This is a genomic window from Brevundimonas sp. Br13 (assembly GCF_055391505.1).
Map to the genome: position 1 here is coordinate 2,041,238 of NZ_AP044008.1, position 20,351 is coordinate 2,061,588.

A 20,351-nucleotide genomic window follows, 5' to 3' on the forward strand; every position below is an offset into this window, starting at 1 on the left:
CATTCACCGGGCCGGCTTCTTGTCGACCAGGGGCAGGCCGGGGGCGTCGGGCGGGGTTCGGCCGCCCGGGCCCAGTTCCCGCTGCATGAAGACGACGTCGCGCCAGTCGTCGTGTTTCCAGCCTGCCGCCTTGAACACCCCGGCGTCGGCGAAGCCGCGGGCGCGGTGCAGGGCGATGGAGCCCTGGTTCGCGGAGTCGCCGATCACGGCGACCATCTGGCGCAGGCCGAGCGCCTCGCAATGGTTGATCAGCTGGTCCAGCAGGGCTCCGGCGACGCCGCGACCGCGGGCCTCGGGCGACACATAGATCGAATCCTCGACCATGTAGCGATAGGCTTGGCGGGTGCGGAACGGCCCGGCGTAGGCGTAGCCGACCACGGCGCCGTCGATCACTGCGACCAGGCGTGGCAGGCCCAGGGCCTGGACGGCGGCGAACCGGGCCGTCATCTCGATCTCGTCCGGCGGCTCCAGCTCGAAGGTGCCGCGCCCGTTGGCGACGCTCTCGGCATAGATGGCGGTGATCGCCGCCATGTCGGCGGGCGTCGCCTCGCGGATCTGGACGTCAGGCCGCATCAGCCCAGCAGCCGCGCGGCCTGGGGGGCGAAATAGGTCAGGACGCCCGCGCAGCCGGCGCGCTTGAACCCGTGCAGGGTCTCAAGGATGGCCCGGTCCTGGTCCAGCCAGCCGTTGGCGATCGAGGCCTGCATCATCGCGTACTCGCCCGAGACCTGATAGGCGAAGGTCGGGACGCGGAAGGTTTCGGACACACGCCGGACGATGTCGAGATAGGGCATGCCCGGCTTGACCATGACCGCGTCGGCGCCTTCCGACAGGTCCATGGCGACCTCCTTCAGGGCCTCGTCGGAGTTGGCGTAGTCCATCTGATAGGTCTTCTTGTCGCCCTTCAGCGCTTTCGAAGAGCCGACGGCGTCGCGGTAAGGGCCGTAGAAGGCCGAGGCGTATTTGGCCGCATAGGACAGGATCAGGGTGTCGTGGAAGCCGTTGGCCTCCAGGGCCTCGCGCACCGCCTGGATGCGACCGTCCATCATGTCCGAGGGGGCCACCACGTCGGCGCCGGCGTGAGCGTGGATGAAGGCCTGTTCGGCCAGGCGGTCCAGGCTGGCGTCATTGACGATCCGGTCGTCCTCCAGAACCCCGTCGTGGCCGTGGTCGGTGTAGCAGTCCAGCGCCACGTCGGTCATGATTCCGATCTCGGGCGCGGCGTCCTTGATGGCCTTGATGCTCTCGGGGATCAGGCCGTCGGGATCGGTGGCGCCCGTGCCGACCGCGTCCTTGAGGGCGCCGTCGACATTGGGGAAGAGGGCCAGCATCGGAATGCCCAGATCGCGCGCCTCGACCGCCGCCTTTGCGGCTTCCTTGGGCGACAGGCGGAAGACGCCGGGCATGGAGGCGACGGGGACGCGGTCCTCGGCGCCGTCGTGGACGATCAAAGGCCAGATCAGGTCGGCCGGGGTCAGGACGGTCTCGGCGACCATGCGGCGCACCCAGGGGCTGGCGCGCAGACGCCGGGGACGGGCGAGCGGGAAGGGGGCAGGCTGGTAGGGGAGCATGGCGAGACCTTGGAAATCTGTCGCCGGACTAGCGCCGCCGGGGCCGGGGCGCAAATCGCGTGAGGATTCGGATCGTTTCAAGCGGGATACCGGCTTGCGCCGGGCGACGAAATGCGAGCCTATCGCGACGAACTGAGGGAGACGAAGATGATGAGACGATGGGCGGCGGGCGCGGCGGTTCTGGCCCTGGCGGCGGGACTGTCGGGATGTATCATCATCGCCTCCGACGGCGGCGACCGGACGGTGGTCGTGGACAGCGCGTCCTCGTCCGCCCCCGCCTATGTCTCCCTCTATGCCGACGCCGTCGCCGATCCGAAGCGCCCGGCCGAGGAGGTGGCGCGCGATCCTCTGCGTCATCCAGCCGAGATCCTGTCCTTCGCCCAGGTCGCGCCCGGCGACAAGGTGGCCGACATCCGCCCCGGCGCCGGCTATTTCACCCGCCTGTTCTCGGACGTGGTCGGGCCGACGGGCCGGGTCTACGCCTTCGTGCCCGAGCGGACCATGGCGCGGGAGAACCCCCTGGCCGACGCCCTGGCCGCCGCCTATCCCAATGTGACGCGGGTCAACGGCCTGCTGGACTCCATGACCTATGACCAGCCGCTGGACCTAGTCTTCATGAGCCAGGAGTACCACGACTTCCACATTCCCGGCTTCAACACCGATGTGGCCAGGATGAACGCCGCGGTGTTCGCCGCCCTGAAGCCCGGCGGCCGCTATATTCTGATCGACCACCAGGCGGCGCCGGGGACGGGGATTTCGGCGGTCCAGACCCTGCACCGGATCGAGGGCGACTATCTGAAGCGCGAGGTCGAGGCCGCCGGCTTCGTCTTCGAGGCCGAGAGCCGGGCGGTGGCCAACCCCGACGACGACCACAGTCTGAACGTCTTCGACGCCGCCATCCGCGGCAAGACCGACCAGTTCGTCTATCGTTTCAGAAAGCCGGGCTGAGACCTCAGCGCCGGCGCGGGGCCAGGATGTCGGACAGCCGGTCCGGGGTTCCTTCGATCCGCTCCAGACGCGGATAGCGCAGGCCGTCGTGATAGTCGAAGGCGACGGTGCGGAACCGGTCGCCGGACTTGATCAGCAGCTCCAGGGGGGCGTCCGTCCCCTTGGCGGCCGTGACGGCGTCGCGCAGAACCTCGGCCGAGCCCGCCTTGCCGTTGACGGCGACAAGCGACCAGCCGGCGCCGATCCCCTGTTCGAAGGCCGGGCCGCCCCAGCGGATATTGGTCAGCTTGTCACCCGACAGGCTGAAGCCCAGCGAATATTGGAAGTCATTGGCCCAGCCGCCGTTCACCGCCTTTTCATCGGCGTTGGGCGTGTCGGTATAGGTCAGGCGCCAGCCGCCCCGTTCGATCCCCGCCAGGGGCGCGCGGGCGTCAGGGCCGACGGCGTCCAGCCTTTCGCGCAGGAAGCCGGCCCAGTCGTGCGGATGGACGGCGTTCAGGGCGGCGACGACCTGATCGAAGGTGTAGCCCTGGGGCGCCCAGGCGCCGTCGCTGTGGCCGAAGAAGGCCCGGGCGAAGTCGTCGAGCGACTTGCGCCCGTTCGTCTCGGCCCGGATCAGGGTGTCGGCGTCCAGCCAGACCAGCAGGCTTTCGCGATAGTAGTCGCCGGTGCCCCGCATCCAGGAGGGATATTGGCCTGGCACGCGGTAGCCCAGGAGATTGTGGTTGTTGGTGTCCTGAAGGGCGCGCCACTGACGGCCGGGCTGGTTGTCATAGAAGGCGGCGACGCTGGCCAGGGTCGCCAGGGCCACCCCCTTGGAATGCAGGCCCGAGCGGGCGGCCAGGACATCGCCCCAATATTCCGTCTGGCCCTCATAGACCCACAGCAGGGTGTTCTGGGTCGGGACGTTGTGGTTGGCGGTCAGCTCATCCGCCGGGCGCATGAACTTGCCGTTCCAGGAGTGGGTGTATTCGTGGGGCAGAAGGGCGCGGTCGCCGGCGCTCTTGGCCCAGTCGGTGAAGAAGCCGGGGGCGCCGGTGTTCTCGGAGGAGCGATGATGTTCCAGACCGATGCCGCCCATCTGGTCGGTCAGGGCGAAGAGGAACTCATAGTTGTCGAAGTGACGGGCGCCGAACAGGCGGTCGGCCTGCTGGACCATGTTCTCGTAGAGCTTCAACTGCTCTTCGGTGGCGGCGAGACCTTTCTCCTCGTCGGCGAGGAGGTTCAGGTGGACCCTTGATTCAGACGGGGCGCCGTTCGGGTCGATATCGACGCGGCGATAGTGGGCGCCGGCGAAAACCGGGCTGTCGATCAGGGTGTAGAGGTCGGTGGTCTCCAGCCGCGCCACATCGCCGTCGCGGCCTTCGGTCTTCAGGGCCGTGCCGTAGCTCCAGCCGGCGGGCAGGCGGATGGAGGGGGCGACCTGAATCTGGCGGCTGTAGTAGCCGGCCGGATAGAGGATGGCCTTCTCCCACTGCAGATTGACCATGGCGGGGGTCATCAGGACGCGCCAGTTGGAGCTGTCCGGCTGGGTCAGCTGTTCGAAGGCGACTTCGATCGCCGTCACGCCTGCGGGAACGTCCAGGTGGAAGGCGTAGGGGTCGAGGGTGTCGCGCAGCCATTCCAGCCTCTGGCCGTTCGCCGTCACCGTCAGACCGGCCAGCAGCTGGATGGGGCCGGTGGCGGCGTGGTTGCCCGGCAGATATTTCGGATAGAGCAGGGTCAGCGGGCCGGGAGCGGCGACGGGGATGGTCTGGCTGACGCGGATGATTCGCCGGTCCAGGTCGGTGATGTCGGCCCGGTACTGGATGACGCCGGGATAGGGCCTGTCCGCAGGGGCGGGGATGGCCGGTTGGGGCCGCGGCAGGGCCAGGGCCGCGTCGCGCGCCTCGACCACCACCGGCGTCGACTGGAAATCCTGGGCCAGGGCTGGGGCGGCCGTCATCAGGGCGGCGAGGCAGGCGGCGGCGGTCAGGCGGGTACGCGGCATCAGGTCATCCGAACAGCAGGGCAGATCTGCACCGTCGGGGAGCGGGCAAGGGGCGTCAAGTGCAGCAGGCGCGGTGCGGCGTTAGAGCCCCTCCTTCACGGCGCCGAACGGCGCCGCGCCACCTCCCCACCCTGTGGGGAGGAGACGGTGCTGTCTCCTCCCTGTCGCAAGGCGATGGGGCGGCGGCTCGGAGCGAAGCGGAGAGACAGAAAGGGGGGCTACCGGCGTCAACGCTTGCGCGGCGTCAGTATGTCGCCCAGCCGGTCCGGGGTTCCGGGGATGCGTTCCAGGCGCGGGTAGCGAAGGCCGTCGTGATAGTCGAGGACGACGGTCCGGTACTGGTCGCCGTCCTTGACGATCAGGGTGATCGGCACGGCGGGGTCCTTGGCGGCGGTGACGGCCTCGGCCAGTCGGTCGGGCTTGGCGGCCTGGCCGTTGACGGCGACGATCTCCATGCCCGGCGCCAGGCCGGCCTTGAAGGACGGGCTGCCCCACTGGACGCTGCGGATCGCATTGTTCTCGCCGGTCTGCAGGCCCAGGGAATAGGTGAAGTCGTTGCGCTTGAACTCGCCGTACAGGGTCTTCTGATAGGCCGTCGGGGTCTCGCCGTAGGTCAGCCGCCAGCCGCCGCGCTCCAGCCCGTCCAGCGGCGCGCGGGCGTCGGGGCCGACGGCGTCCAGCCGCGCGCGCAGGAAGGCGGCCCAGTCGTTCTCGACCACCCCGTTCAGGGCCGCGACCACGTCTTCGAAGGTGTAGGGCGCCGGTTCGAAACTGCCGTCCTGAACGCCGTAGAAGGCGCGGGCGAAGTCGTCGAGCGACTTGCGGCCGCCGGTCTTCTCCCGGATCGTCGTATCGACGTCCAGCCAGATCAGCTGGCCTTCGGAATAGTAGTCCTCGTCCCTCTGCCAGGACAGCCAGGCCTTGGGCCGGCGCTGGCTGATGATCGGGTCGTTGGTGGTGTCCTGAAGCGCGCGCCAGCCGCGCCCGACCCGGTAGTCATAGGAGGCCGCCGTCATGGCCAGGGAGTCCATGGCCTGTTCCTTGGTCAGAAGGCCCGAACGGGCCGCGACGACCTGGCCGTAGTATTGGGTCTGGCCCTCATAGACCCACAGCAGGCTGTTCTGCATCGGGCTGTTGAAGTTAGGCACATACTGGTCCGCCGGGCGACGCCATTTGCCGTCCCAGGAGTGGTTCATCTCGTGGCTGAGCAGATCGCGGTCGCCCAGATGGGTGGCCCAGCCGGTGAAGAACTCGGGATCGACCGAGTTCTCGGAGGAGCGATGATGCTCAAGACCGATGCCGCCCAGCTTGTCGGTCATGGCGATCAGGAAGTCGTAGTGGTCGAAATGGCGCGCGCCGTAGAGGCGGTCCATCTGGGTCACGAGGTTGCGCAGGATCTGAATCTGCTCGTCGGTGGCTTCCAGGCTCTTCGCCTCGTCGGCGACGATATTGGCGCGGACCGGCGAGCGGCCGCCGGGGTCCAGGTCGATCTGGCGATAGTGGAGGCCGGCGAAGACGGGGCTGTCGATCAGGACCTCCAGATTGACCGGTTTGAAAGTCTGGACGTCGCCGGTCTTGGTTTCCGGCTCCAGCGCCGTGCCGAAGCGCCAGCCGGTGGGGAACTTGACCGTGGGATGGACCATGATGTTCCGCGACCAGTGACCGGCGGGATAGAGCAGCATCTTCTCCCACTGGATGTTCAGCATCTCGGGCGTCATCGTCACCCGGCCCTGGGCGCCGCTGGTCGGCGAAAGGTGCTGCATGGCGATCTTCAGCTCGGTCGCCCCGGCCGGAACCGTGATGTGATAGGCGAAGGGGCTGAGGGTGTCGCGGACCCATTCGACCCGCCGGCCGTTCGCGGTGATCTCGATCCCCGCCAGCTGGGTGATCGGCCCGACCGGACCGTGGTTGCCCGGCAGCCATTCGGGGAAGAACAGGACCATGGGCCCGCTCTGGGCGACGGGAAGAGTCTCGGTGATCGAGAAGATGTGCTGGCCCAGGTTGGTCGCGTCGATTTCCAGACCGATCACCTCCGGATAGGCGACGTCGCGCGCCGCTGGGATGGGCGTCAGGGGCGCCGGCAGGGCGGGCGCCGCCGTCGACGCCTGTTGCGCCAGGGCGGCCGGTGCGGCGGAGGCCAGCAGGAGGGCGAGGCCGACGGCGCGAAGGCGGGTGCGGATCATGGACGCGGACTTTCGAACTCAGGAAAGGGAGAGGCGCGACAGTCCGCCGCACCGCGTGGATCGTCAAGCGGTCGGGCCGATCGGACGCCGAAAATCTCGTTCGCCCGGACCCAGGCGTCAGGCGCCGGGGGTCACGTCCAGCAACTCCACCGAAAAGCGCAGGGTGGAGTTGGGCGGAAGCTGATCGCCGCCGACCCAGCGCGAGCCATAGGCCAGGGCCGGCGGAATGACGAACTCAAAGGTCTCGCCGACCCGCATCAGGGCGACCCCTTCGGTCCACCCCTTGATGACCCGGTTCAGCGGAAACTCGGCCGGTTCGTTGCGGGCGTAGGAGCTGTCGAACTCCCGCCCGTCGATGAAGGTCCCGCGATAATGGACCTTGACCGTATCGGTCGCCGACGGCTGGGCGCCCTCGGGATGGGCCTTGCCCACGCGGCGGTATTGCAGGCCGCTGGCTGTGGTGGTCCAGCCGCGCCGGGCGCCGTTCCACGCCAGATAGGCCTGGTTTCCGGCGTCCCAGGCCTGTTGCGGCGTCTGTCCGGCCTGGCCCTCGACCTGGGCGGCGGCGCGGGCGGCCGCCGAGGCCGTTTCGGCGTAGGAGACCGGCGTCCCGCGCGTCGCGCAGGCGGAAAGGGCGAGGGCGGCGAGGAGGATCGGCAGGGTGCGAGTCATAAGGCGACGCTATCAGGCCGAACGGGCCGCCGCCAACCGTCTTTGCGCGAAGGCGACATAAGCGGAAGGAGCGGGAAATTGAGCCGGCGGGGTTCCAATCGGGACTTAAGGCGTTAGACCCGCGACCATGTCCATAGACAACTCTCTCGCCGAAGCAGTGGCGGCCGGTCGCCAGGCCGTGGCCGTCGACGCCGTCATGATCGCCAAGCTGACCGACATGGCCGGCGACTTCGCCATCAATCTGATCATCGCGGCCCTGATCTTCGCGGCGACCCTGTTTGCGGCCAAATGGGCGGCGGGGCTGGCGCGAAGGGCGCTGTCGCGGATCGGCGCCTTCCGCCACGACCAGACGGTCCTCAGTTTCGCCGTTCAGGTGGTGCGGGTGGTGGTGATCATCATCGGCATGATCGCCGTGCTGCAAAGGCTGGGGGTGCAGACCACCTCCATCATCGCGGTTCTGGGCGCGGCGTCCCTGGCCGTGGGCCTGGCGCTTCAGGGCACATTGTCCAATGTGGCCTCGGGCATCATGCTTCTGATTCTGCGGCCCTATCGCGTCGGGGACGTGGTGGACGTCGGCGGCATGGCCGGGACGGTGCAGCGGCTGGACCTGTTCACGACCCAGCTGTCGAACGCCAACAACCACAAGATCGTCATTCCGAACTCCAAGGTCCTGAGCGATCCCCTGACCAATCTGACCGGCCAGCAGACCCGGCGGATCGAGATCAACTTCACCGTCGGCTACGGCGAGGATCTGAACAAGGCGCGCTGCGTCCTGGCCGACATGGCCGCAGCCCATGACAAGGTTCTGCACGACCCCCATCCCTGGACCGGGGTGACCGGCCTGTTGGACAGCGCGGTCCAGATCACCCTGCACGCCTGGGTCAAGGTCGAGGACTGGTGGCAGACCCAGGCCGATCTGATGCAGGGCGGCAAGGAGGCGCTGGACGCCGCCGAGATCGAGATTCCCTTCCCGCACCAGGTCGCCGTGCCCTATGGCGACGAGGACGTCATGCCGGTGGTCCGTGTGCGGACGGTCGACCCGAACCAGGCCGAAGAGACGAGTACGAAGACCCGCTGATGCGTTACGATTTCGGATCCGACAACACCGCCGGAATGGCGCCCAGCGCCCTGGAGGGCCTGATCCAGGCCAACGCCGGCTTCGTTCCCTCCTACGGCGCCGATGCGATCACGGCGCGGGCCGCCGACCAGATCCGCCAGAGGCTGGACGCCGACGCCGACGTCCGTTTCGTCTTCAGCGGCACGGCGGCCAACGCCATCGCCCTGTCGATGCTGACCTATCCGTTCGAGGCGGTGCTGGCGCACAACGCCGCCCATGTCTGCACCGATGAAACGGGGGCGCCGGGCTTCTTCGGCCAGGGGGTGGGGCTGATCGGCCTGCCGGGCTTTTCCGGGCGGATCGATCCCCTGGCGCTGAAGGCGCAGCTGACCGAGCCCGAGGTCGGCCATCGCCAGCCGCCGGCCGCCCTGTCCCTGACCCAGGCCACGGAATACGGCGCCGTCTATACGGAAGAAGAGCTGCGCCATCTGATCGAGCCGGTGAAGGCGTGCGGCTATGGGGTGCATATGGACGGGGCGCGGCTGGCCAACGCGGCTGCGGCCGGGTTCGACCTGAAGGACATTGCGCGCCTGGGCGTGGACATATTGGTGTTCGGCGGCGCCAAGGCGGGCGCGTCTTGCGTCGAGGCCCTGGTCCTGTTCGACAAGAGCCTGGCGCGGCGGCTGGACAATCGGCTGAAACAGGCCGGACAGACGGCGTCCAAGGCCCGGACGCTGGCCGGACCCATGCTGGGGCTGCTGGAAAGCGGCGACTGGGAGGCGGGCGGCGCCCACGCCAATCTGATGGCCCAGCGTCTGGCGGCCGGGATTGCGACGCGCTCGCCCTTCGTCCTGGCCCATCCGGTCGAATCCAATACGGTTTTCGTCCGTATGCCGGCCGAGGCGCACCAGAGGCTGAAGGCCCTGGGCTGGGCCTGTTATCAGTTCGACGACGGATCAGTCCGGTTCGTCTGTTCCTGGGCGACCCAGGAAGAGGCGGTGGACGAGCTGATCGCCGCCATCGCCGGCCTGAACTGAGCGGTTCACAGCGGGCGGCCTTTTCCCGGCCGTCTTGACTGTCCATATGCGGACCATGGCGATGCGCGGAGAGCGCTCCGGCGGCCGGCGCGACCCGATGGTCAAGGCGCAGCAGGCGGGGAGCATGCAGGACAGAACGGAAGGCCCGCCGACGCTGAAGGCGCTGGCGGATCTGGTGCGGCTGGTCGGGCGATCGGGCGCGCCGCAGCTGCGCGCGCGGCTGGGGGCGGCGATCGCCCTGACCCTGGCGGGCAAGGGTCTGGGCGTGCTGGCGCCCCTGGTCCTGGGCGCGGCGGTCAATCGGCTGGCGGCCGGACAGGGAACGGCCGTCGCCATGGGCTGGGGCTTCGCCGCCTTTGCGGTCGGCTGGGCCCTGGTGCGGTTTCTGTCGGCGGCGGCGCCCCAGGCCTCGGACGTGGTCTTCGCCCCGGTCCGAGCGGCGGCCCAGAGGCGGACAGCCGCCGAAGGTTTCGCCCACGCCCTGAGCCTGTCGCTGGATTTCCACCAGACCAAACGCTCCGGCGCCCTGTCGCGGACCCTGGATCGCGGCTCGCGGGCCGTGGACTTCCTGCTGCGCATCCTGGCCTTCAACCTGGTTCCCACCGGGGTGGAGCTGGTGCTGGCGGCGGCGGTGCTGGGCGGCAAGTACGACTGGCGGTTCGCCGCTGTGGCGATCGCGGTGGTGGTCGTCTACGCCGCGGCCACCTTCGCCCTGTCGAACTGGCGGCTGGAGCATCGGCGGGTGATGAACGCCGCCGATTCGGAGGCCGCCGGGGTCTCGGTCGACGCCCTGCTCAACTATGAGACGGTCAAGTCGTTCGGCGCCGAGGCGCGGGCCGCCCTGACCTATGACCGGGCCCTGGGCGACTATGCGGCGGCGGCCTTGAAGGCCAACACCTCCCTGGCCCTGCTGAACGGGATTCAGGCCCTGATCATGAACCTGGGTCTCGGCGTCATGGCGGTCATGGCTGGGTTCGAGGCTGCGGCTGGGCGGATGGGGCCGGGCGACGTGACGGCGGCGGTGCTGATCATGGTCTCCCTGTATGCGCCCCTGAACATCCTGGGCTTCGCCTATCGCGAGATTCGCCAGTCCTTCATCGACATGGAGGAGATGCTGAAGGTCACGCGCCAGACGCCCCAGGTGGCGGACGCGCCCCACGCCCAGCCCCTGCCGCGCGCGGCCGATGCGCGGGGCGCTGCGGTCGAGTTCCAGCACGTCGGCTTCCGCCACGACGCCCGCGCCAATGGGCTGGAGGACGTCAGCTTCGTGGCGGCGCCCGGAACCACCACCGCCCTGGTCGGGCCGTCGGGTGCGGGCAAGTCGACCATCGTCAAACTGGCCCTGCGGCTGATCGATCCGCAGGAGGGCCGGGTTCTGATCGACGGCCGCGACGTGCGCGACGTGACCCAGGCGTCCTTGCGGGCTGCGGTAGCCCTGGTGCCGCAGGACGTAGCCCTGTTCAACGACACCTTGGCGGCCAATATCGCCTTCGCCCGGCCCGAGGCGGACGAGGCCCAGGTCTGGGCTGCGGCGGAGGCGGCGGAACTGGCCGACTTCATCCGCGGATTACCGGACGGGATGCAGACCCGGGTCGGAGAACGGGGGCTTAAGCTGTCCGGCGGCGAACGCCAGCGGGTGGGCATCGCCCGCGCCCTGCTGGCCGATCCCTGCATCCTGATCCTGGACGAGGCCACCAGCGCCCTGGACAGCCGCACCGAGGCGGCGATCCAGAAGACCCTTCGGCGGGTCAGCGCCGGACGCACCACCCTGGTGGTCGCCCACCGGCTGTCCACCGTGGCCGACGCCGACCAGATCCTGGTGCTGAAGGCGGGGCGGATCGTCGAGCGCGGGGCCCATCACGAACTGGTGGCGCGCCAGGGCGGGGAGTACGCCGCCCTGTGGCGCAAACAGACGCGGGCGGGACGGACGATTCAGGCGGTCGGCTGAACCGCCTGATGAGCCGTCTGATGAGCCGTCTGGGGCGCGGCGGGCAGTTTGCGCTTCAGAACCTCAGCCAGGTTGTCGACGATGGCGGCGCGGGGCGCTGCGGCGTCGGTCGGCAGGCTGAGCAGCAGCTTCATCGCCTGGGCGTGGACCGTGGCGATGCGCCAGTCGAAACCACCCTGGCGCGGGGCGGCGTCCAGAAGGTCGCACAGACCCTTGGCGGCCGTGCACAGATCATCCATCGCAAAGGGGCTGGCCGCGTCGATGATCTGGTTGGACGCTGAATAGGCCAGGTCCAGCCGCAGGGCCTCGATCGTGCCCGGCGCCGGCTCGGCCAGGAGGACGGCGATGTTGTCGGCGATGATGGCGCAGGCCTGGTCCCTCAACCCGCCCAGATTGGCCTGGGCCTGAGCGAGGGCGACGCCGACGCTGACGCCGCCGGGGCGATCCACCATCTCCGCCAGGCGCGAGCGGCGTTGAACGTGGGTGATGACCGTCATGCGAACTCCACCATATTGTTGCGGAGCCTGTCGGCGCGCCGTTCCTCGCCCTCATAGAGTTCGGGGCGGACGAAGCGACGATCCGGGCCCAGATAGTCCCCGACCTCAAGGAAGGGGCGCGTGTCGCGGGCGACCCAAAGGATGCGCTCCAGCAGCATGGCGGCGCTGAAGGGCTTGGTGACGACAAAGTTGGCGCCGCAGTCCCGCGCCTCGGCCACCCGACCGCGTCGGATGTGGCTGGCCGTCATGATGACGGGGGTGAAGGCGTTGGGATTTGGGCCGGACCGGCGCAACCATCGCACCAGTTCGAACCCGTCTATGTCGGGCATGTCGGTGTCGATCAGCAAGAGGTCGATCGGCTTTTCCGCCAGGAGGCTCTGGGCTTGAACGCCGCTGCCGACCGTATAGGCCGGGCGCACGCCGAAGCCGGACAGGACGCCCGTGGTCAGGGTCAGGGAGAAGGGCGAATCATCGACCACCATGACGACGGCGCCGCTCAGATTGAAGACGGCGCTGTCCCTGAGCGTATCCGACTGTGTCGGCATGTCCGATCTTTCCAATCCCCCGGGTCCTATAGGCTAGAACCTGGAGGTGGATGCGCGGTTAACGGCGTTCGATCAGAGGGCGCCGATGGCGTAGAACCGCTCGGCGCGGCGGGTCTTGATCTGCTGGGGCGACAGGCCGTCGAAGGATTGGAGTTCCTCGGCCAGAACGTCGCCGACCCTGGCCAGGGCGCCGTCGCGGTCGGCGTGGGCGCCGCCGGTCGGTTCCTCGATCAGACGATCCACGATCTTCAGCGCGACAAGGTCCGGGCCGGTGATCTTCATGGCCATGGCGGCGTCGCGGGCCCGGGCGCCGTCGCGCCACAGAATGCCGGCCGCCCCTTCGGGCGAGATAACCGAATAGATCGAATGCTCCAGCATCAAGACGCGGCTGGCGGCGGCGATGGCGATGGCGCCGCCCGATCCGCCTTCGCCGGTGATGGTGGCGATGGAGGGCACGCCCAGGGTCAGGCAGCGTTCGGTCGAACGGGCGATGGCCTCGGCCTGGCCGCGCTCTTCGGCGCCCAGGCCCGGATAGGCGCCTGCCGTGTCGATGAAGCTGAGGACCGGCAGGCCGAACTGTTCGGCCATGTCCATCAGGCGCACGGCCTTGCGATAACCCTCGGGCCGGGCCATGCCGAAGTTGTGGGTCAGGCGAGTCTCGGTGTCGTGGCCCTTCTCATGGCCCATGACGACGACCGGACGGCCCCGGAATCGCGCCAGCCCGCCCAGAATGGCCTGATCGTCGCCGAACTGTCGGTCGCCGTGCAGTTCGGTCCAGTCGGTGAACAGGCCTTGGACATAGTCGATGAAGTGGGGGCGTTGCGGATGCCGCGCCACCTGGGTCTTCATCCAGGGGTCAAGGCCGGCGTAGGTCTTCTTGCGCAGCTGTTCAGCCTTCCTGCGCAGGCCGGCGATCTCGTTGTCGAAGCCCCCGGAGGTCTCGGACAGGGCCGACAGCTCTTCGATCTTGGCTTCCAGATCGGCGATCGGCTTTTCGAAATCGAGATAGTGCGTGGCCATAAAGGCGTCCGAAAACGGCGGGCGAGGCGCCCCAGGGGAAGGCGGGGGAAACTAGAGAGGTCGGGGCCGTGGGGCAAGCGGGGTGACAATGTCGCTTTCACAGCCGTGAGTCGGAGTTATTCGTCCCGCGCCAAGGGGTGGTTCTGGTGGACGACCTGGGCCAGGCGGTCGGTGGCGACGTGGGTGTAGATCTGGGTGGTGGCGATGTCAGCATGGCCGAGCAGGGTCTGGACCACGCGCAGGTCGGCGCCGCCCTCCAGAAGATGGGTGGCGAAGGCGTGACGCAGGACGTGGGGGCTGACCCGCGCCGGGTCGAGGCCCGCCGCGACCGCGGCCTCGTCCAGCAGCTGGGCGAACCGGCGCGGGGTCAGATGGCCGGAACGGCCGGAGGATGGAAACAGCCAGGGGCTGTCGGGCGCCTCGGGCTTGCGCCGGGCGTCGCGCGCCGTCAGCCATGCCTTCAGCGCCGCGCGGGCGGCGGGGTTCAGGGGGGCCAGGCGCTCCTTGCCGCCCTTGCCGCGCACGATCAGATAGGCGGGATCGCGGCGCACGGCCTCGACCTTCAGGCCCAGCAGTTCCGACACCCGCAAGCCCGAGGCGTAGGCCATCTCCACCAGGGCGACCAGACGCAGGCCGGCGGCCGCGTCTCGGGCTGCGGCGGCGGCCAGCAGCCGGTCGATCTCGTCCCGGCTGAGGGACTTGGGCAGGGGGCGGCCCTGTTTGGGGGCGTCCAGGCGACGCGACGGATCGTCGGCCCGCCAGCCCTCGGCCAGGGCGAAGCGGTAGAACTGCCGCACCGACGACCGGCGTCGGGCGGCGGTGGCCGCCGACAGGCCCCGGCGCGACAGGTCGGCGAACCAGGCCTCGACCGCCTCGGCCGGGGCCTGCATCAGGCCGCCGTCCGACGACAGGGCGGCCTCGGCGTCGGCCAGATCCCGTCCATAGGCCGCCAGGGTGTGGGGCGAGGCGTCACGCTCCACCGCCATCATCTCCAGAAAAGCTTCGATTTGTGGCGTCATGCGGCGATCGTTCCTGCGAACGGATGGCGCGAGGCCGGGCTTGGTGTAGAGGTTCCAACGATCATGTCCGCCTGCGCCGTCGCCTTCGCCGTTTCCTTCGCCGTCCGTTCCGCCGGAGCCGCCGGATGAGGCGGCGCGCGAATCCGGGCCCGACCCGCACCATAGCCCTGGTCGGCCTGATGGGGGTGGGCAAATCGTCGGTGGGGCGGCGGCTGGCCAATCGGTTGAAACTGCCCTTCGCCGACGGAGACGTGGAGATCGAGGAGGCGGCGGGAATGACCGTGTCCGAAATCTTCGCCGCCTTGGGCGAGGCCGAGTTCAGGGCCGGCGAGGCGCGGGTGATCCGCCGCCTGCTGGAGGGGCCGCCCCTGGTCCTGGCCACCGGCGGCGGGGCGATGATGAACCCGGAGACCCGCGCCCTGCTGAAGGAAAGAGCCGACACGGTCTGGCTGAGGGCCGATCTGGCGGTCATCGCCGAACGGGTGGCGCGGCGCGACACCCGGCCCCTGTTGCGCGGCAAGGACCCGCTCGAGGTGCTGACGGCCTTGGCCGAGGTCCGTTATCCGATCTATGGCGAGGCCGACGTCACCGTGGACGTGGGGCAGGGGTCTCACGGCCAGGCGGTGGACGCCATTCACAAGACCCTGCGCCGACACTGGCGCACACGCCGCCGTGCGGAGACGAAAGCATGACGACCATTTCCGTCAGCGGCGGCGCCTTCGCCGCCTATCAGGTGATCGTGGGGCGCGGACTGCTGCAGCAGGCGGGCGCCCGGATCGCGCCCCTGGCCCGGGGCCGGACGGTGATCATCACCGATGAGACGGTCGAGGCCGTTCACGGCGCCGCCCTGACCGCATCCCTGGCGGCGGCGGGGGTCCAGAGCCGGATCGTCGCCGTGCCGCCGGGCGAGGGGTCGAAATCCTTCGCCCAGCTGGAGCGGGTGCTGGACCGGCTGCTGGAGATCGGCCTGGACCGCAAGGACGTGGTGATCGCCCTGGGCGGCGGGGTGGTGGGGGATTTGGCCGGTCTCGCGGCCGCGCTCTACATGCGCGGCATCGACTTCGTGCAGATCCCGACGACCCTGCTGGCCCAGGTCGACTCGTCCGTCGGCGGCAAGACGGCCATCGACACGCCGCGGGGCAAGAACCTGGTCGGCGCCTTCCATCAGCCGCGCCTGGTCCTGGCCGACATCGACGTGCTGGCGACCCTGCCGGCGCGGCAGGTGAAGTCCGGCTGGGCCGAGGTGCTGAAGCACGGGCTGATCTGCGACCCCGCCTTCTTCAACTGGCTGGCGGGCGAGGGGGCGGCCGGAGCGTCGGGCGATCCGGCGGCCCTGGAACGGGCGGTGATCCGCTCAGTCGAGATCAAGAGCGCCGTGGTCGGGGAGGACGAGAAGGAGGCGGGACGCCGCGCCCTGCTGAACCTGGGCCACACCTTCGGCCACGCCATAGAGGCCGAGGTCGGGTTCGACGAAGACGCCCTGGCCCATGGGGAGGCGGTGGCGCTCGGCTGCTGCATGGCCTTGCGCTATTCGGCGCGCGAGGGACTGTGTTCGGCCGAGGACGCCGCGCGGGTCGAGGCGGTGATCGCGGCGGCGGGCCTGCCCACGCGGCTGGATCAGGCGGGCGCCTTCGAAGCCGACCGGCTGCTGGCCCTGATGGCCGGGGACAAGAAGGCCGAGGGCGGCACCCTGACCCTGATCCTGGCTCACGGCGTCGGCCGGGCCTTCGTCGCCAAGGGCGTGGATGCGGACAAGGTGCGCGCCTTCCTGATCGCCGAAGGGGCGACGGGCTGATGCAGATCGCCGTCGTCCCGCTGGAGGATCGGTTCGTGCGGCTGGAGCCGTTTACCGAGGATTTGCGGGAGACGATGAAGGCGGCGCTGGATTGCGATCCGGCCGCCTGGGAGATCATGGTCGCGCCCGCCTATGGCGCGCATTTCGACGGCTGGTGGGGCGCCGCCCTCAAGGCCATGGCGGCCGGAACGCGCATCGCCCACGCCGTGCGGCGGCTGTCGGACGGGGCGGTGGTCGGGACGACCAGCCTTTACGAGATCCACCCGGCCTATCGACGCTGCGAGATCGGATCGACCTTCTATCGGCCGGAAGCGCGGGGCGGGCCGGTCAATCCGGCCTGCAAGCGGCTGCTGCTGGGCCACGCCTTCGACGCCGGCGCTGTGCGGGTCGAGATCATCACCGATGCGGTGAATGCGCAGAGCCAGGCGGCGATCCGCAAACTGGGCGCCAAGGCCGAGGGCGTTCTGAGGAAGCACAAGACCACCTGGACCGGCCGGGCGCGGGATACGGCCATGTTCGCGGTGATCGACGACGACTGGCCCGAGGTGCGGGACGGGCTGGATCGAAGGCTGGCGGCGTTCGGCTAGGCGTCCATCTCCTCGATCAGGGCCGCAATCAGGTCGGCGGCGGGAAGGCTGCGGGCCAGGGGCGCGCCCTGGCCGGCCCATTGGGCGCCGAAGCCGTATTCGCCGACGGCCTTGGCGGCGGCGTTCAAGGCCTTTCCGGCGTCATAGGCGACGGGATAGTCGGGGATGGCGGCCGTCGTCTGCGCCCCCAATTCGGTGAAACGATTGCGCAGGCAGCGGGCGGGTCGGCCCGATACGGCGCTGGTCATGACGGTATGACGCGCCGCGTCGCTGAACAGGGCGGCGCGATAGGCGGCGTCGGCGGCGCTTTCGTCACAGGCGACGAAGGCGGTGCCCAACTGGGCCGCGACGGCGCCCAGGTCCAGGGCGGCGCGGACGCCCCGGCCGTCCATGATCCCTCCGGCGGCGACGACCGGCAGGCCGCTGTGAAGCGCCAGCAGGCGGGTCAGGGCCAGAGTCCCCAAGCGGCCGTCGTCGGCGTCAGGATCGAACATCCCGCGATGGCCGCCGGCCTCCCATCCTTGCGCCACCACGGCGTCGACGCCCGCCGCCCTGCAAGCCAGGGCTTCATCGAGATTGGTCGCCGTGGCCAGGAGCAGGCAGCCGGCCTGTTTCAGCGCCCGGATCCGCTCTCCATCGGGCAGGCCGAAGTGGAAGCTGACCACGGCGGGGGCGTCGGCGATCAGGCGCGCCAGCATGGCGTCGTCGTCGGCGAAGCTGCGATAGGGGGCGTTCAGCGTGGCGGGGGGCGCGGCGCCGAAGGCGGCGAACGACGGCGTCAGGGCCTGAAGCCAGGCGGCTTCCGCACCTTCGTCGCGGCGGGGCGCGGCGTGGACGAACAGATTGACGTTGAAGGGGCGGTCGGTCAGGGCGCGGGTCTCGGCGATCATCCGGCCGGCCCCCGCCGCATCGGTCGCGCCGACGGCGATGGAGCCCAGCGCCCCGGCGTTCGAAACGGCCGCCGCCATGGCCGGGGTCGAGACGCCCGCCATGGGCGCCTGGACGATCGGCGCGGTCAGGCCAAGCTGTTCGATCAGGGACATGGACCGCAGCTAGGGAGCCGGGTCGGCTTCGGCAATGGGGTCAGTCGACGGCCCGGCATTCGGTCGGCTGTCGGCCTTCGACGGACCAGGTGGCCAGCACCCCCTTGCCGCGCAGTTCGACGTTGGAGGCGCGGTACCAGATGCCGTCGGCGGCGCGTTCCTGATAAAGATCCACCGCCTCGCCCGAGGAGTTGCGGACCGTCGCCATCTGGCGCGGATTGTCGAAATCCACCGACAACCGCTCGCCGTTGTCGCACAGATAGACCGTATGGACGACGCGGTTCAGGACGCGGTCCTGGACCTCGGCGCCGGTGCGTTTGCGGGCGGTCTGGGCCTCGATGGCGCGTTCCTTGACCTCGTCGCCGGTGGTGGGAGCCTTGTCGGGGTCAGGGCCGCAGGCCGTCAGAAGGAGGACGGCGGCGAGGCCGCCGAGAGCGAAGGACGGCCGCAGAACCGGCTTGGACAAGGCGATACTCCTCACAACAGCGCCGCTTGGGGCGGCGGTCTAACGTCCGCCGCCTGCGGCCGTTCCTCTCCGTTGACGGAAGAAGGACTTGAGCAGGCTGGACGCCTCCTCGGCCAACAGACCCCACTCCGTCGCCGGACGCCAGTGGCAAGTGGGTTGCTCGAACAGACGGGGGCCGTGGAGCACGGCGCCGCCCTTGGGATCATCGGCCGCCCAGACCACGCGACCGATGCGGGCGTGGCTGATGGCGCCGGCGCACATGGCGCAGGGCTCAAGCGTCACATAGAGGGTCAGGCCGGTGAGGCGATAGTTCTGCAGCGCCGTCGCCGCGCGTCGCATGGCCACGATCTCGGCATGGGCTGTAGGGTCGTGCGCGCAGATCGGGCCGTTGGCGCCGGTGGAAATCACCGCGTTTGAGGCGGGATCGACAAGAATTGCGCCCACAGGCACCTCTCCTGCGTCCGCCGCCGCTTGCGCTTGGTCCAGCGCCATGCGCATGAACCGCTCATCATGGTCCGCCATACGAACGACAACGACAAGAAGCCCCGCGCCCGTCAAGACGGACGGTCGCCTGGGCCCTTCAAATCCTCCGGTCCTCGCAAGAGCGGCGACGGGAAGACCCCCTTCGGCGACAAGCCGCGCAAGGCCTTTGCCGGCAAGTCGGGCGACGACCGCCCCCGCGCCGGCGCCAAACCGGCCAAGGCCGAGGCCGCCCCGGTCCGCAGCGAGCGAATCGCCAAGGCGATGGCCCGCGCCGGCATCGCCTCGCGCCGCGAGGTCGAGCGGCTGATCGGCCTGGGCAAGGTGGCGGTCAACGGCCGCATCCTGGACACGCCCGCCACCCTGGTGACGCGCGACGACGTAATCACCGTGGACGGCAAGCCGATCGGCGGGGCCCAGGCGACGCGCGTCTGGCGCTATCACAAGCCGGCCGGTCTCTTGACCAGCCACAAGGATCCGGCGGGCCGGCCGACGGTGTTCGACGCCCTGCCGGCGGGGCTGCCGCGCGTGATCTCGGTCGGGCGGCTCGATCTGGCGACCGAGGGCCTGCTGCTGCTGACCAATGACGGGGAGCTGAGCCGGGCGCTGGAACTGCCCTCGACCGCCCTGGTGCGCCAGTACCGCGCCCGGGCGCGGGGCAAGATCACCCAGGCCCAACTGGACAAGCTGAAGGACGGGGTCGTCGTGGACGGCGTCTCCTATGGTCCCATTGAGGCCACCCTGGACAAGGCCAAGGAGTCCAAGTCCGAGGACGGCAAGGCGCCGGCCAATCTGTGGATCTCGGTCTCGATCACCGAGGGCAAGAACCGCGAGGTGCGCAAGGTGCTGGAGTCGGTCGGCCTGACGGTCAACCGGCTGATCCGTCTGGCCTATGGGCCGTTCCGTCTGGACGTCCTGCCGGTCGGGGCGGTGGAGGAGGTGGGGCCGCGCGTGATCCGCGAGCTGCTGGCCGACCATATCCGGCCCGAGAACCTGCCGACCGGCAATACGGTCGAGACGCCCGCGCCCATTCCCGGTCGCCGGATCGCCACCCCCATCGTCAAGGGCCGCTCCGGTTCGGCCATGTCGGATCCGTCGCGCAAGCCCAGCCGCGTCCGCGCCGCCGAGTCGGCCCAGGCCGAGGCGGTCGAGCGCCGCGAGCGGGCGCCCAAGAAGGACGGCTGGGCCAAGGCCAAGCCCAAGTTCGAACATTCCAAGAGCTTCAAACCGCGCGAGCGCACCGCCCCCGAGGGCGATCGCCCCGCCCGCGCCGACGGCGACCGGCCCAAGCGGGTGTTCAAACCCCGCGACGACCAGTTCATCGACGACCGCAGGAAGCCCGCAGGCCGCAGCGAGGGGGGGCGCAGCGGCGGGCCTCGCGGCGGCGACCGGCCGGTGCGGCCCCCGCGCGCGGGCGGCGGCAAGCCGGCGGGACCGTCGGGGACCAGCGGCCGTTCGCCGGGGGGCAAGCCCCGCACGCCGCGCGGCTGATC

20 protein-coding genes are annotated in these 20,351 nt (G+C 69.7%); 8 read left to right on the top strand and 12 right to left on the bottom strand.

Annotation, left to right across the window (positions count from 1 at the left end):
- Nucleotides 1-3: 3 nt before the first annotated feature.
- The gene (locus ACZ5M6_RS10045; protein ID WP_464158414.1) at nucleotides 4-573 is read right to left on the bottom strand and encodes an N-acetyltransferase family protein; all 570 of its coding nucleotides are present in this window, start codon (nucleotides 571-573) and stop codon (nucleotides 4-6) included.
- A complete protein-coding gene (gene hemB / locus ACZ5M6_RS10050) occupies nucleotides 573-1,571 on the bottom strand; it encodes a porphobilinogen synthase (protein WP_464158415.1) in 999 nt (332 codons plus the stop codon). Before hemB ends, ACZ5M6_RS10045 begins: the two co-directional genes overlap by 1 nt.
- Nucleotides 1,572-1,718: 147 nt before the next feature.
- Here hemB and ACZ5M6_RS10055 point away from each other — a divergent pair, with 147 nt between their 5' ends.
- The gene (locus tag ACZ5M6_RS10055) at nucleotides 1,719-2,519 is read left to right on the top strand and encodes a class I SAM-dependent methyltransferase (RefSeq protein ID WP_464158417.1); all 801 of its coding nucleotides are present in this window, start codon (nucleotides 1,719-1,721) and stop codon (nucleotides 2,517-2,519) included.
- A 4-nt stretch (nucleotides 2,520-2,523) separates the two neighbouring features.
- Here the strand turns inward: ACZ5M6_RS10055 and ACZ5M6_RS10060 are convergent, their stop codons facing one another.
- From ACZ5M6_RS10060 to ACZ5M6_RS10070, 3 genes are all read right to left on the bottom strand, one after another.
- Nucleotides 2,524-4,509: a M61 family metallopeptidase gene (locus ACZ5M6_RS10060; RefSeq protein WP_464158419.1), complete on the bottom strand. Its 1,986-nt coding sequence runs from the start codon at nucleotides 4,507-4,509 to the stop codon at nucleotides 2,524-2,526.
- A gap of 227 nt (nucleotides 4,510-4,736) precedes the next feature.
- Nucleotides 4,737-6,692, bottom strand: coding sequence for a M61 family metallopeptidase (locus ACZ5M6_RS10065; protein ID WP_464158421.1), 1,956 nt, complete (start codon nucleotides 6,690-6,692; stop codon nucleotides 4,737-4,739).
- A 117-nt stretch (nucleotides 6,693-6,809) separates the two neighbouring features.
- Nucleotides 6,810-7,364 carry an FKBP-type peptidyl-prolyl cis-trans isomerase gene (locus ACZ5M6_RS10070; RefSeq protein ID WP_287396411.1) on the bottom strand — a complete coding sequence of 185 codons (555 nt, stop codon included), beginning with the start codon at nucleotides 7,362-7,364 and terminating at the stop codon, nucleotides 6,810-6,812.
- A gap of 127 nt (nucleotides 7,365-7,491) precedes the next feature.
- Here ACZ5M6_RS10070 and ACZ5M6_RS10075 point away from each other — a divergent pair, with 127 nt between their 5' ends.
- The 3 genes from ACZ5M6_RS10075 to ACZ5M6_RS10085 all read left to right on the top strand — a co-directional run bounded on the left by ACZ5M6_RS10075 (nucleotide 7,492) and on the right by ACZ5M6_RS10085 (nucleotide 11,406).
- The gene (locus ACZ5M6_RS10075) at nucleotides 7,492-8,442 is read left to right on the top strand and encodes a mechanosensitive ion channel family protein (protein WP_333897033.1); all 951 of its coding nucleotides are present in this window, start codon (nucleotides 7,492-7,494) and stop codon (nucleotides 8,440-8,442) included.
- Nucleotides 8,442-9,458 carry a threonine aldolase family protein gene (locus ACZ5M6_RS10080; protein ID WP_054765588.1) on the top strand — a complete coding sequence of 339 codons (1,017 nt, stop codon included), beginning with the start codon at nucleotides 8,442-8,444 and terminating at the stop codon, nucleotides 9,456-9,458. The genes ACZ5M6_RS10075 and ACZ5M6_RS10080 overlap by 1 nt, the downstream gene beginning before the upstream one ends.
- A gap of 61 nt (nucleotides 9,459-9,519) precedes the next feature.
- Complete coding sequence (locus tag ACZ5M6_RS10085; protein WP_464160117.1) at nucleotides 9,520-11,406, top strand: ABCB family ABC transporter ATP-binding protein/permease; 1,887 nt, start codon at nucleotides 9,520-9,522, stop codon at nucleotides 11,404-11,406.
- Here ACZ5M6_RS10085 and ACZ5M6_RS10090 read toward each other — a convergent pair.
- The 4 genes from ACZ5M6_RS10090 to ACZ5M6_RS10105 all read right to left on the bottom strand — a co-directional run bounded on the left by ACZ5M6_RS10090 (nucleotide 11,391) and on the right by ACZ5M6_RS10105 (nucleotide 14,487).
- Complete coding sequence (locus ACZ5M6_RS10090; RefSeq protein ID WP_464158423.1) at nucleotides 11,391-11,903, bottom strand: chemotaxis protein CheE; 513 nt, start codon at nucleotides 11,901-11,903, stop codon at nucleotides 11,391-11,393. The two genes, ACZ5M6_RS10085 and ACZ5M6_RS10090, sit on opposite strands and share 16 nt — an antisense overlap.
- Nucleotides 11,900-12,448, bottom strand: a complete 549-nt coding sequence (locus ACZ5M6_RS10095) for a response regulator (RefSeq protein ID WP_464158424.1) — start codon at nucleotides 12,446-12,448, stop codon at nucleotides 11,900-11,902. The genes ACZ5M6_RS10090 and ACZ5M6_RS10095 overlap by 4 nt, the downstream gene beginning before the upstream one ends.
- 72 nt (nucleotides 12,449-12,520) lie before the next feature.
- Nucleotides 12,521-13,468, bottom strand: a complete 948-nt coding sequence (locus tag ACZ5M6_RS10100) for an acetyl-CoA carboxylase carboxyltransferase subunit alpha (RefSeq protein ID WP_464158426.1) — start codon at nucleotides 13,466-13,468, stop codon at nucleotides 12,521-12,523.
- A gap of 116 nt (nucleotides 13,469-13,584) precedes the next feature.
- Nucleotides 13,585-14,487, bottom strand: a complete 903-nt coding sequence (locus ACZ5M6_RS10105) for a site-specific tyrosine recombinase XerD (RefSeq protein ID WP_464158427.1) — start codon at nucleotides 14,485-14,487, stop codon at nucleotides 13,585-13,587.
- Nucleotides 14,488-14,612: 125 nt separating this feature from the next.
- Here ACZ5M6_RS10105 and ACZ5M6_RS10110 point away from each other — a divergent pair, with 125 nt between their 5' ends.
- Genes ACZ5M6_RS10110 through ACZ5M6_RS10120 form a run of 3 tightly spaced genes read left to right on the top strand, consistent with a single transcriptional unit; the run spans nucleotide 14,613 to nucleotide 16,869 of the window.
- Nucleotides 14,613-15,179 carry a shikimate kinase gene (locus ACZ5M6_RS10110; protein ID WP_183215671.1) on the top strand — a complete coding sequence of 189 codons (567 nt, stop codon included), beginning with the start codon at nucleotides 14,613-14,615 and terminating at the stop codon, nucleotides 15,177-15,179.
- The gene (aroB, locus tag ACZ5M6_RS10115) at nucleotides 15,176-16,282 is read left to right on the top strand and encodes a 3-dehydroquinate synthase (protein ID WP_464158429.1); all 1,107 of its coding nucleotides are present in this window, start codon (nucleotides 15,176-15,178) and stop codon (nucleotides 16,280-16,282) included. The genes ACZ5M6_RS10110 and aroB overlap by 4 nt, the downstream gene beginning before the upstream one ends.
- A complete protein-coding gene (locus ACZ5M6_RS10120; protein ID WP_464158431.1) occupies nucleotides 16,282-16,869 on the top strand; it encodes a GNAT family N-acetyltransferase in 588 nt (195 codons plus the stop codon). The genes aroB and ACZ5M6_RS10120 overlap by 1 nt, the downstream gene beginning before the upstream one ends.
- On the opposite strand, the gene ACZ5M6_RS10125 is transcribed toward ACZ5M6_RS10120, so the two are convergent.
- The 3 genes from ACZ5M6_RS10125 to tadA are packed head-to-tail and all read right to left on the bottom strand — an operon-like array spanning nucleotide 16,866 to nucleotide 18,876.
- Nucleotides 16,866-17,912, bottom strand: coding sequence for an NAD(P)H-dependent flavin oxidoreductase (locus ACZ5M6_RS10125; protein ID WP_464158433.1), 1,047 nt, complete (start codon nucleotides 17,910-17,912; stop codon nucleotides 16,866-16,868). The two genes, ACZ5M6_RS10120 and ACZ5M6_RS10125, sit on opposite strands and share 4 nt — an antisense overlap.
- A gap of 40 nt (nucleotides 17,913-17,952) precedes the next feature.
- Entirely contained in the window at nucleotides 17,953-18,378 is a 426-nt protein-coding gene (locus ACZ5M6_RS10130) for an MliC family protein (protein ID WP_336966942.1), read from the bottom strand.
- 39 nt (nucleotides 18,379-18,417) lie between these two features.
- Nucleotides 18,418-18,876, bottom strand: a complete 459-nt coding sequence (gene tadA, locus ACZ5M6_RS10135; RefSeq protein ID WP_054766924.1) for a tRNA adenosine(34) deaminase TadA — start codon at nucleotides 18,874-18,876, stop codon at nucleotides 18,418-18,420.
- A 12-nt stretch (nucleotides 18,877-18,888) separates the two neighbouring features.
- Between tadA and ACZ5M6_RS10140 the strand changes: the two genes are divergently transcribed.
- Complete coding sequence (locus tag ACZ5M6_RS10140) at nucleotides 18,889-20,349, top strand: pseudouridine synthase (RefSeq protein WP_464158436.1); 1,461 nt, start codon at nucleotides 18,889-18,891, stop codon at nucleotides 20,347-20,349.
- The last annotated feature ends 2 nt before the right edge of the window (nucleotides 20,350-20,351 follow it).

Bases quoted from the DNA above. Each gene is read 5' to 3' on its own strand.
- hemB (WP_464158415.1), bottom strand. From the start codon at position 1,571: ATGCTCCCCTACCAGCCTGCCCCCTTCCCGCTCGCCCGTCCCCGGCGT.
- ACZ5M6_RS10085 (WP_464160117.1), top strand. From the start codon at position 9,520: ATGCGCGGAGAGCGCTCCGGCGGCCGGCGCGACCCGATGGTCAAGGCG.
- ACZ5M6_RS10125 (WP_464158433.1), bottom strand. From the start codon at position 17,912: ATGTCCCTGATCGAACAGCTTGGCCTGACCGCGCCGATCGTCCAGGCG.
- ACZ5M6_RS10100 (WP_464158426.1), bottom strand. From the start codon at position 13,468: ATGGCCACGCACTATCTCGATTTCGAAAAGCCGATCGCCGATCTGGAA.
- ACZ5M6_RS10070 (WP_287396411.1), bottom strand. From the start codon at position 7,364: ATGACTCGCACCCTGCCGATCCTCCTCGCCGCCCTCGCCCTTTCCGCC.
- ACZ5M6_RS10120 (WP_464158431.1), top strand. From the start codon at position 16,282: ATGCAGATCGCCGTCGTCCCGCTGGAGGATCGGTTCGTGCGGCTGGAG.
- ACZ5M6_RS10090 (WP_464158423.1), bottom strand. From the start codon at position 11,903: ATGACGGTCATCACCCACGTTCAACGCCGCTCGCGCCTGGCGGAGATG.
- ACZ5M6_RS10065 (WP_464158421.1), bottom strand. From the start codon at position 6,692: ATGATCCGCACCCGCCTTCGCGCCGTCGGCCTCGCCCTCCTGCTGGCC.
- ACZ5M6_RS10075 (WP_333897033.1), top strand. From the start codon at position 7,492: ATGTCCATAGACAACTCTCTCGCCGAAGCAGTGGCGGCCGGTCGCCAG.
- ACZ5M6_RS10105 (WP_464158427.1), bottom strand. From the start codon at position 14,487: ATGACGCCACAAATCGAAGCTTTTCTGGAGATGATGGCGGTGGAGCGT.
- ACZ5M6_RS10110 (WP_183215671.1), top strand. From the start codon at position 14,613: ATGAGGCGGCGCGCGAATCCGGGCCCGACCCGCACCATAGCCCTGGTC.
- ACZ5M6_RS10140 (WP_464158436.1), top strand. From the start codon at position 18,889: ATGGTCCGCCATACGAACGACAACGACAAGAAGCCCCGCGCCCGTCAA.
- tadA (WP_054766924.1), bottom strand. From the start codon at position 18,876: ATGCGCATGGCGCTGGACCAAGCGCAAGCGGCGGCGGACGCAGGAGAG.
- ACZ5M6_RS10055 (WP_464158417.1), top strand. From the start codon at position 1,719: ATGATGAGACGATGGGCGGCGGGCGCGGCGGTTCTGGCCCTGGCGGCG.
- ACZ5M6_RS10060 (WP_464158419.1), bottom strand. From the start codon at position 4,509: ATGCCGCGTACCCGCCTGACCGCCGCCGCCTGCCTCGCCGCCCTGATG.
- ACZ5M6_RS10045 (WP_464158414.1), bottom strand. From the start codon at position 573: ATGCGGCCTGACGTCCAGATCCGCGAGGCGACGCCCGCCGACATGGCG.
- aroB (WP_464158429.1), top strand. From the start codon at position 15,176: ATGACGACCATTTCCGTCAGCGGCGGCGCCTTCGCCGCCTATCAGGTG.
- ACZ5M6_RS10080 (WP_054765588.1), top strand. From the start codon at position 8,442: ATGCGTTACGATTTCGGATCCGACAACACCGCCGGAATGGCGCCCAGC.
- ACZ5M6_RS10095 (WP_464158424.1), bottom strand. From the start codon at position 12,448: ATGCCGACACAGTCGGATACGCTCAGGGACAGCGCCGTCTTCAATCTG.